At 58.5% G+C, this 9,869-nt stretch carries 7 protein-coding genes and 1 other RNA gene; 3 read left to right on the plus strand and 5 right to left on the minus strand.

The window, feature by feature from the left end; all coding sequences use genetic code 11:
• From aroH to KHQ28_RS26565, 3 genes are all read right to left on the minus strand, one after another.
• Positions 1-952, minus strand: a 952-nt coding sequence (aroH, locus tag KHQ28_RS26555) for a 3-deoxy-7-phosphoheptulonate synthase AroH (RefSeq protein ID WP_211777741.1), incomplete at its 3' end; no start/stop codon positions are given.
• A 154-nt stretch (positions 953-1,106) separates the two neighbouring features.
• Positions 1,107-1,940, minus strand: coding sequence for a pyruvate, water dikinase regulatory protein (locus KHQ28_RS26560; RefSeq protein ID WP_002909061.1), 834 nt, complete (start codon positions 1,938-1,940; stop codon positions 1,107-1,109).
• A 144-nt stretch (positions 1,941-2,084) separates the two neighbouring features.
• Positions 2,085-2,204 carry a hypothetical protein gene (locus KHQ28_RS26565; protein ID WP_009484225.1) on the minus strand — a complete coding sequence of 40 codons (120 nt, stop codon included), beginning with the start codon at positions 2,202-2,204 and terminating at the stop codon, positions 2,085-2,087.
• A 75-nt stretch (positions 2,205-2,279) separates the two neighbouring features.
• On the opposite strand from KHQ28_RS26565, the gene ppsA reads away from it, so the two are divergent.
• The gene (ppsA, locus tag KHQ28_RS26570) at positions 2,280-4,658 is read left to right on the plus strand and encodes a phosphoenolpyruvate synthase (protein ID WP_002909055.1); all 2,379 of its coding nucleotides are present in this window, start codon (positions 2,280-2,282) and stop codon (positions 4,656-4,658) included.
• A gap of 86 nt (positions 4,659-4,744) precedes the next feature.
• Here ppsA and rprA read toward each other — a convergent pair.
• An RNA gene (gene rprA / locus KHQ28_RS26575) (antisense sRNA RprA) lies at positions 4,745-4,852 on the minus strand.
• Positions 4,853-5,040: 188 nt separating this feature from the next.
• On the minus strand, positions 5,041-6,153 hold the full coding sequence (gene ydiK, locus KHQ28_RS26580) for an AI-2E family transporter YdiK (RefSeq protein ID WP_004148729.1): 1,113 nt from the start codon (positions 6,151-6,153) through the stop codon (positions 5,041-5,043).
• Positions 6,154-6,371: 218 nt separating this feature from the next.
• Here ydiK and KHQ28_RS26585 point away from each other — a divergent pair, with 218 nt between their 5' ends.
• Complete coding sequence (locus tag KHQ28_RS26585) at positions 6,372-9,428, plus strand: FAD-binding and (Fe-S)-binding domain-containing protein (RefSeq protein ID WP_032418829.1); 3,057 nt, start codon at positions 6,372-6,374, stop codon at positions 9,426-9,428.
• Positions 9,425-9,835: a 1,4-dihydroxy-2-naphthoyl-CoA hydrolase gene (menI, locus tag KHQ28_RS26590; protein WP_002909015.1), complete on the plus strand. Its 411-nt coding sequence runs from the start codon at positions 9,425-9,427 to the stop codon at positions 9,833-9,835. The genes KHQ28_RS26585 and menI overlap by 4 nt, the downstream gene beginning before the upstream one ends.
• Positions 9,836-9,869 lie beyond the last annotated feature (34 nt).

A 9,869-nucleotide genomic window follows, 5' to 3' on the forward strand; every position in this document is an offset into this window, starting at 1 on the left:
CTCCACCGCCATCGCCGGGATTATGGCCGAAAGCTTCCTGCAGGAAGCTTTCGGCCATAATCCCGGCGATGGCGGTGGAGCCCGCGCGAATTTGCTGACAGATATCGGCGCACACCTCCAGCTGACGGCGGTGCTGCTTCTGGCAGTTGCCATGGCTGAAATCAACGACCAGCTGTTCCGGCAGATCGAATTCACGCAGCGCCTCGCCGGCGGCGGCGATATCCTCGGCGTGATAGTTTGGCCGTTTGCCGCCGCGCATAATGATATGCCCGTACGGGTTGCCGCTGGTCTGGTAAATCGTCATCTGCCCCTGCTTGTCCGGGGAGAGGAACATATGGCTGGCGCGGGAGGCGCGGATGGCGTCCACCGCGATGCGCGTATTGCCGTCGGTGCCGTTTTTAAATCCAACCGGGCAGGAGAGCGCTGAGGCCATTTCACGGTGGATCTGGCTTTCTGTGGTGCGCGCCCCGATGGCCCCCCAGCTGATGAGATCGGCGATAAACTGACCGGTCACCATATCGAGAAACTCGGTGGCCGTCGGTACCCCCAGCTCATTAACCTGCAGCAGCAGGCGCCGCGCCAGCTCAATTCCGTGGTTGACCCGGTAGCTGCCGTTGAGGTCGGGATCGGAGATTAAGCCTTTCCAGCCCACCACGGTACGCGGTTTTTCAAAGTAGGTGCGCATCACGATCTCCAGCTGCGGCTGGTAGCGCTCGCGCATGCCCTGCAGGCGGCGGGCATACTCCAGCGCCGCGTCGGTGTCGTGAATGGAGCAGGGGCCGATAATCACCAGCAGTCGGCGGTCTTCGCCGTTGAGGATTTTTTCAATTCGGCGGCGGGAGGCCGAGACGTGGGCAGCCACGTCGGCCGTTACGGGATGGCGCTGGGCCAGCTCCGCGGGCGTTACCAGGCTCTCAATGCGCGCGGTACGCAATTCGTCTGTTTTATTCATTGGGGTCTCAAAAATCTGTTTCTTCCGCGGCGAAAATGCCGGGAAGTGATGCGCATCACGATAAACCAATCCCTGCTTATTGCAAGAGCAGGGCATGATCCTGTATAGGCCACGGGTGATAGCATAAACAAATTTTTAATAATGTACTAGTGTATTAGTACATCCTGCGATTCAGCCCCATGATGTCCATGATTTTTGTCGCTATTTCCTCAACGGAATAGTTGGTGCTGTTCAGGCAGGGGATTTTATTCTTGCGATACAGGGCCTCCACTTCGGTCACTTCCATCCGACACTGGCGCAGGGAGGCGTAGCGGCTGTTCTCCCGGCGCTCCTCGCGGATCGCCGCCAGACGCTCCGGATTGATGGTCAGGCCGAACATCTTATGCTGCAGGGGTTTCAGCGAGGCCGGCAGAACCAGATTGTCCATATCGTCGGCGATAAACGGATAGTTGGCGGCGCGAATACCGTACTGCATGGCGAGATACAGACTGGTGGGTGTTTTGCCGCAGCGCGAGACGCCGAGGAGGATCACCTGCGCCTGGTCAAGGTTGCGCAGCGAGATGCCATCGTCATGGGCGAGGGTATAATCGATGGCGGCGATACGCGCATCATATTTAATCAGGTTGCCGGGGTTGAGGCCGTGGGTGCGGTGGGCCACCGGCGTCGGGTCGAGGTTGAGCTCCTGCTGCAGCGGGGCCACCAGCGCCTGTACGATATCCTGACAAAAGCCTTCACTTTGCAGAATAATGTCGCGTATTTCCGGGATGACGATGGAGTAGAACACCAGCGGGCGAATACCCGTTTGCTGATAAATGGCGTCGATCTGCTCCTTTACCGCCCGCGCGCGGCTGATATTTTCCACAAACGGCAGGGTTACGCTGCTGATGGCGACCGGGAATTGCGACATCACGGCATGCCCCAGCACCTCCGCCGTAATGGCGGTACCGTCAGAAATATAAAATACGTGGCGATCTACAGCACTTTCCATTTTGACCATCCGGTATAATGAGTTTAATTGCCTGAAAGCGGATATTAAATTTAAGCATATCCCTGTTTGATTTGTCTCTTGTTAAAATTGAAACGCTATTTTTGTTTTTTATGAAAAGGGTGGTTCATTTTCTTTTTGTCGCCGTTATTTCCAGCGTTTTCCATCAGAATTCCTAAAAATCATCAAGTTAGCAATATCGGGGGAACAGTCCGAAAAATGAAAAAATAATTTGCTTGAACGATTCACCGTTTTTTTCAGCTTCATAAATATGTCAGGATAATCCTGCAGTCGATCGTGAAATTTTTTTCACTGGTATTAAATCACAAAAGGATTGTCTCGATGTCCAACAATGGCTCGTCACCGCTGGTGCTTTGGTATAACCAACTCGGCATGAATGATGTAGACAGAGTTGGGGGCAAAAATGCCTCCCTTGGTGAAATGATTACGAATCTGTCCGGTATGGGTGTTTCCGTACCTAACGGGTTTGCCACCACCGCTGATGCTTTCAATCAGTTCCTGGACCAAAGCGGTGTTAACCAGCGCATCTATGCGCTGCTGGATGAAACCGACATTGACGACGTTTCCGCATTAGCGAAAGCGGGCGCGCAGATCCGACAGTGGATCATCGATACCCCCTTCCAGAGCGAACTGGAAAACGCGATTCGCGATGCTTATGACCTGCTGTCCGCCGATGACGCCGAGGCCTCATTCGCCGTGCGCTCTTCCGCCACCGCGGAAGATATGCCGGACGCCTCCTTCGCCGGGCAGCAAGAGACATTCCTCAACGTGCAGGGCTTTGACGCCGTGCTCGTTGCCGTGAAGCACGTGTTTGCTTCGCTGTTTAACGATCGCGCAATCTCCTACCGCGTGCATCAGGGTTACGATCACCGCGGCGTGGCGCTCTCCGCCGGGGTGCAGAGGATGGTCCGCTCCGATCTGGCCTCCTCCGGCGTCATGTTCTCCATCGATACCGAATCCGGCTTTGACCAGGTGGTGTTTATCACCTCTGCATGGGGTTTGGGCGAGATGGTGGTGCAGGGCGCGGTGAACCCGGACGAATTCTACGTCCACAAACCGACGCTGGCCGCTGGCCGTCCGGCGATCGTGCGCCGCACCATGGGGTCGAAAAAGATCCGTATGGTTTACGCGCCGACCCAGGAGCACGGTAAACAGGTGCGTATCGAAGATGTGCCGCAGGCGCAGCGCGATATTTTCTCGTTAAGCAACGAGGAAGTGCAGGAGCTGGCGAAGCAGGCGGTGCAGATCGAGAAGCACTACGGCCGTCCGATGGATATCGAGTGGGCGAAAGATGGCCACACCGGTAAGCTATTTATCGTCCAGGCGCGTCCTGAAACCGTGCGTTCCCGCGGCCAGGTGATGGAGCGTTATACCCTCCACGCTCAGGGGCAGATCATCGCCGAAGGGCGCGCCATCGGCCACCGCATTGGCGCCGGTCCGGTCAAGGTGATCCACGATATCAGCGAGATGAATCGCATTGAGCCAGGCGACGTACTGGTTACCGACATGACCGACCCGGACTGGGAACCGATCATGAAAAAAGCCTCGGCGATTGTCACCAACCGCGGCGGGCGTACCTGTCACGCGGCGATTATCGCCCGTGAGCTGGGGATCCCGGCAGTGGTCGGCTGCGGCGATGCTACCGATCGCATTCAGGAAAATCAGAATGTCACCGTCTCCTGCGCCGAAGGCGACACCGGCTATGTCTACGCCGAGCTGCTCGACTTCAGCGTCAAGAGCTCCAGCGTAGGCGACATGCCGGATCTGCCGCTGAAGGTGATGATGAACGTCGGCAACCCGGATCGCGCGTTCGACTTCGCCTGCCTGCCGAACGAAGGCGTCGGTCTGGCGCGGCTGGAATTTATCATCAACCGTATGATTGGCGTTCATCCGCGCGCGCTGCTGGAGTTTGACGACCAGGAGCCGGGCCTGCAGAACGAAATCCGCGAGCTGATGAAAGGCTACGATTCGCCGAGAGAGTTCTACGTTGGCCGCCTGACCGAAGGGATCGCCACCCTCGGCGCCGCTTTCTATCCGAAACGGGTGATCGTGCGTCTGTCGGACTTCAAATCGAACGAATACGCCAACCTGGTGGGCGGCGAGCGCTATGAGCCGGAAGAAGAGAACCCGATGCTCGGCTTCCGCGGCGCCGGACGCTACGTTTCCGAAAGCTTCCGCGACTGTTTCGCCCTTGAATGCGAAGCGATGAAGCGCGTGCGTAACGACATGGGACTGACCAACGTTGAAGTGATGGTCCCCTTCGTCCGTACCGTCGCCCAGGCGAAAGCGGTGGTCGAAGAGCTGGAGCGTCAGGGGCTGAAGCGCGGCGAGAACGGGCTGAAGATCATTATGATGTGCGAGATCCCGTCGAACGCCTTGCTGGCGGAGCAGTTCCTCGAGTACTTCGACGGCTTCTCCATCGGTTCGAACGACATGACCCAACTGGCGCTCGGTCTGGACCGCGATTCCGGTGTGGTTTCTGAGCTGTTTGATGAACGCAATGACGCGGTGAAAGCCCTGCTGTCGATGGCCATCCGCGCGGCGAAGAAACAGGGTAAATACGTCGGCATCTGCGGCCAGGGGCCGTCTGACCATGAGGATTTCGCCGCCTGGCTGATGGAAGAGGGGATTGATAGCTTGTCCCTGAACCCGGATACCGTGGTACAAACCTGGTTAGGTCTGGCGGAACTGAAAAAATAAGTTCGCCCTGACAGGACCGATCCCCGGCAGCGATGCCGGGGATTTTTTTTACCGGTGTCAGGCTATCTGGTGTCGTGATGCGCAGGGCAAAAAAAAGCCCATCGTGGGAGATGGGCAAAGACTACACACAGCAATTCGTTGTTTCACTCAGGGGATTTCCATGCTTATAAATCAAGGTGTTGATTTATAACCGTGAGCTAATAGTAGGCAGCGGGGCCTTTGCCGTCGATCAGATTCCTCTCAATAGTTAAATTGTTGTGAAGGACCGGGGGAGGAAAGCGAGGTGAAGGGCGCGCGGGGCCAGCGCATTGCCGGCGATCAATAAATTTTGCTTAACAATATGCGGGCAAAGAAACAGGCGGGTCTCCCCGCCTGCCAGGCATTACTTGCGACCGGCCTCCAGCTCACTAAGCTCTTCAAGGACGACGTCAGGGTCTTTCGGCGGCGGCGGCACCTCATGCACCCAGGCGTCATACAGCCGCCAGGAGACGGCGAGCAGCACCGGACCGATAAACAGGCCGATCATGCCGAAGGCGATCAGGCCGCCAATGACGCCGGTGAGGATAAGGATCATTGGCAGGTCGGCGCCCATGCGGATGAGCACCGGACGAATAACGTTGTCCATGGTGCCGACTACGCAGCTCCACACCAGCAGCACGGTGCCCCAGGTGGTGTCCCCGCTCCAGTAAAGCCAGATAATCGACGGCACCAAAACCAGTAAAGGGCCGAGCTGAACCAGACAGGTAAAGATCATCACCACGGTCAGCAGAGCGGCGTAGGGCACGCCGGAGACGGCAAGGCCAATCCCGCCCAGTACCGCCTGAGTGAGGGCCGTGACCACCACGCCCAGCGCCACGGCGCGCACGGCCTGGCCGGCCAGCAGCACCGCGGCGTCGCCGCGTTTGGCCGCGAGGCGCGTGGCGAAGTAGCGGAAACCATAGGCCACCTGCTCGCCGCGCCAGTAGAGCAGCGCGCTGAACAGCAGCATCAAACCGCAGTAGACCAGCAGCTTGCCGATGTGCGCCGCCTGACCGACAAACCAGCTGGTGGTGGTGCCAATATAGGGACGAACCTTGGCCATAATCGCCGAGCCGCCCATATCCAGCAGACCGTGCCAGGCGGAGTACAGTTTATCGCCGACCAGCGGTACGCTGTTGAGCCAGGCGAAATCCGGCAGCGTCACATTTCCACTGCTGATGAGTTTGATCAGCGGAACGCTGTTATCCACCAGGCTGTTGACCAGCAGAGCGATAGGAATAACGAATAGCAGAAACAGCAACAGGGTCATCGCCAGCACCGCCAGCAGTCGTTTGCCGAACAGCACACGCTGCAGACGCAGCAGCACCGGCCAGGTGGCGATCACCACCGTACCGGCCCAGGCGAAGGACAGAATAAACGGCTGCACAACCCACAGGCAGGATATGATAATCAGGGCCAGGAACAGCACCGACAGCAGTATTTGCGGAATGTCCCGAGGCTGATGGGGATTAATCATAGAGAAATTTTACCTTTCCAGTCGCGCCAAACAGCTGGCGCCGCGTAAATCCATATACTGATAATAATATCAATAATTTTGCCGGGCTGATTTTGCACAGAAAACACGTGGGCGCATATGAAAAAAATGTGATAAAAAGTTGAATGCGCTACGCAAACGTTTAGTTAGCACCAACACAATATTTTCAAACACAACATAGTCAGGCAGGGTCAAGCGTGATGATCCCACAAATTTCTCAGGCGCCAGGGGTAGTTCAACTGGTGCTGAATTTTTTGCAGGTACTGGAGCAACAGGGTTTTACCGGCGATACCGCCACCAGCTATGCCGACAGGCTAACGATGGCCACCGACAACAGCGTCTATCAGCTGCTGCCGGATGCGGTCATTTTTCCTCGATCCACGGCGGACGTGGCGCTGCTGGCGCGCGTCGCCGCCGAACCGCGTTTTAAATCGCTGATCTTCACACCGCGTGGCGGCGGCACCGGCACTAACGGCCAGGCGCTGAACGGCGGGATTATCGTCGATATGTCCCGCTATATGAACCGCATTATCGAAATCAACCCCGAAGAGGGCTGGGTGCGCGTTGAAGCCGGGGTCATCAAAGATCAGCTGAACCAGTTTCTTAAACCCTATGGTTACTTCTTTGCGCCTGAGCTATCCACCAGCAACCGCGCCACGCTGGGGGGGATGATTAACACCGACGCGTCCGGCCAGGGATCGCTGGTGTACGGCAAAACGTCGGATCACGTGTTCGGCCTGCGGGCGGTGCTGATGGGCGGGGATATCCTCGATACCCAGGCGGTGCCGGTGGCGCTGGCGGAGACGCTGGGCAATACCCCCTCGACGGTTGGCCGGATCTACAACACGGTCTACCAGCGCTGCAAGGCGCAGCGTGACCTGATCATTGATAAGTTTCCCAAACTCAACCGCTTCCTCACCGGATACGATCTGCGTCACGTCTTTAACGATGAGATGAGCGAGTTCGACCTGACCCGTATTTTAACCGGTTCGGAAGGGACGCTGGCGTTTATTACCGAAGCGCGGCTGGATATCACCCGCCTGCCGAAGGTGCGCCGTCTGGTCAACGTCAAATATGACTCCTTCGACTCTGCGCTGCGCAATGCGCCCTTTATGGTCGAAGCGAAAGCCCTGTCGGTGGAGACCGTCGATTCTAAAGTTCTCAATCTGGCGCGCGAGGATATCGTCTGGCACTCGGTAAGCGAACTGATCACCGACGTACCGGATAAAGAGATGCTCGGGCTCAATATCGTCGAATTCGCCGGCGATGACGCGGCGCTGATTGACCAGCAGGTTACTACCCTGTGCCAGCGGCTGGACGAGCTGATGGCCGCCAGCGAGGCGGGCGTCATTGGCTGGCAGGTCTGTCACGATCTTGAAGGCGTGGAGCGCATCTATGCCATGCGCAAGAAGGCCGTCGGCCTGTTGGGTAATGCCAAAGGCGCCGCCAAGCCTATTCCTTTCGCCGAGGACACCTGCGTACCGCCCGAACATCTGGCGGATTACATCGTCGAGTTCCGCGCGCTGCTCGACAGCCACGGCCTAAGCTACGGCATGTTTGGCCACGTTGATGCCGGGGTGCTGCACGTGCGCCCGGCGCTGGACATGTGCGATCCGCAGCAGGAGGTGCTGATGAAGCAGATCTCCGACGAGGTGGTAGCGCTGACGGCGAAGTATGGCGGCCTGCTGTGGGGCGAACATGGCAAAGGGTTCCGCGCGGAGTACAGCCCGGCCTTCTTTGGCGAGACGCTGTATGCCGAGCTGCGCAAGATCAAAGCGGTCTTCGATCCCGATAACCGCCTGAATCCGGGGAAAATCTGTCCTCCGGAAGGTATCGACGCGCCGATGATGAAAGTCGATGCGGCGAAGCGCGGCACCTGGGATCGGCAGATCCCCATCGCGGTGCGCAGCAGCTGGCGTGGGGCGATGGAGTGTAATGGCAACGGGCTGTGCTTCAACTTTGACGTCAAGAGCCCGATGTGTCCGTCGATGAAAGTCAGCAACCAGCGCATCCACTCGCCGAAAGGGCGGGCGACGCTGGTGCGGGAATGGCTGCGCCTGCTGGCCGACCGCGGCGTCGATCCCAACCAGCTGGAGAAGGCGCTGCCGGAGCAGGGCGTCAGCCTGCGCTCGCTGGTGGCGCGCACGCGCAACAGCTGGCATGCGCGCAAAGGCGAATATGACTTCTCGCATGAGGTCAAAGAGGCGATGTCCGGCTGTCTGGCCTGTAAAGCCTGTTCGACCCAGTGCCCGATCAAAATCGATGTTCCCGAGTTCCGCTCGCGCTTCCTGCAGCTGTACCACAGCCGCTATCTGCGGCCGGTGCGCGATCATCTGGTGGCCTCGGTCGAATCTTATGCGCCGCTGATGGCGCAGGCGCCGAAGACCTTTAACTTTTTTATTAACCAGCCGTGGCTGAAAAAGCTGTCGGAGAAGCATATCGGGATGGTCGATCTGCCGCTGCTCTCGGCGCCGTCGCTGAAGCAGCAGATGGCCGGCCACCGTTCCGCCAATATGACCCTTGAGCAGCTCGAAGCGCTGAGCGCCGAGCAGAAAGCGAAGATGGTGCTGGTGGTGCAGGATCCCTTCACCAGCTACTACGACGCCCAGGTGGTGGCCGACTTTATCCGTCTGGTCGAGGCCTTAGGCTATCAGCCGGTGCTCCTGCCGTTCTCGCCGAACGGCAAGGCGCAGCATATCAAAGGCTTCCTCACCCGCTTCGCGCGCACCGCGCAGAAGACGGCGGACTTCCTCAACCGCGTGGCGCAGCTGGGCATGCCGCTGGTGGGCGTCGATCCGGCGCTGGTGCTCTGCTACCGCGATGAGTACAAGCAGACGCTCGGCGACAAGCGCGGCGATTTCCAGGTGCTGTTAGTCCATGAGTGGTTGCCGAAGGCCCTAACCAGCGACGCCCGTCCCGATCTGGGCGGTGAGCCCTGGTACCTGTTCGGTCACTGTACCGAAGTGACCGCGCTACCGGCGGCGACAAAGCAGTGGGCAGATATTTTTGCCCACTTCGGCGCGAAGCTGGAAAACGTCAGCGTTGGGTGTTGCGGGATGGCTGGCACCTATGGTCATGAAGTGAAAAACCACGCCAACTCGTTGGCCATTTACGCGCTCTCCTGGCAGCAGGCGATGCAGCGGCTGCCGCGAAACCGCTGTCTGGTGACGGGCTACTCCTGCCGCAGTCAGGTGAAGCGTATTGAAGGCAGCGGCGTTCGCCACCCGCTGCAGGCGTTACTGGAGATAATCGGATGATTTGGAAACGTCAGGCCACGCTGGAGCAGCTCAACCGGCTCGGTGAGGGGAACATGGTAGGGCTGCTCGATATTCGCTTTGAGACCGTTACCGACGATACGCTGGAGGCCACTATGCCGGTCGATAGCCGCACACAGCAGCCGTTTGGCCTGCTGCACGGCGGAGCGTCGGTGGTGCTGGCGGAGACCCTGGGGTCGGTGGCAGGCTATCTGTGCAGCGAAGGCGAACAAAAGGTGGTGGGGCTGGAGGTTAACGCCAACCACATCCGTTCGGCGCGCGGGGGCCGGGTGCGCGGCGTCTGCAAAGCGCTGCACGTCGGGACGCGCCATCAGGTCTGGCAAATTGAAATCTTCGACGAACAGTCGCGGTTATGTTGTTCATCACGACTAACCACCGCGGTAATATAAGCCGCATGGCGGGAGGCGAATAGCCTCCCTTTTT

This window comes from Klebsiella sp. 28 (assembly GCF_018223905.1).
GTDB classification, from domain to species: domain Bacteria; phylum Pseudomonadota; class Gammaproteobacteria; order Enterobacterales; family Enterobacteriaceae; genus Klebsiella; species Klebsiella pneumoniae.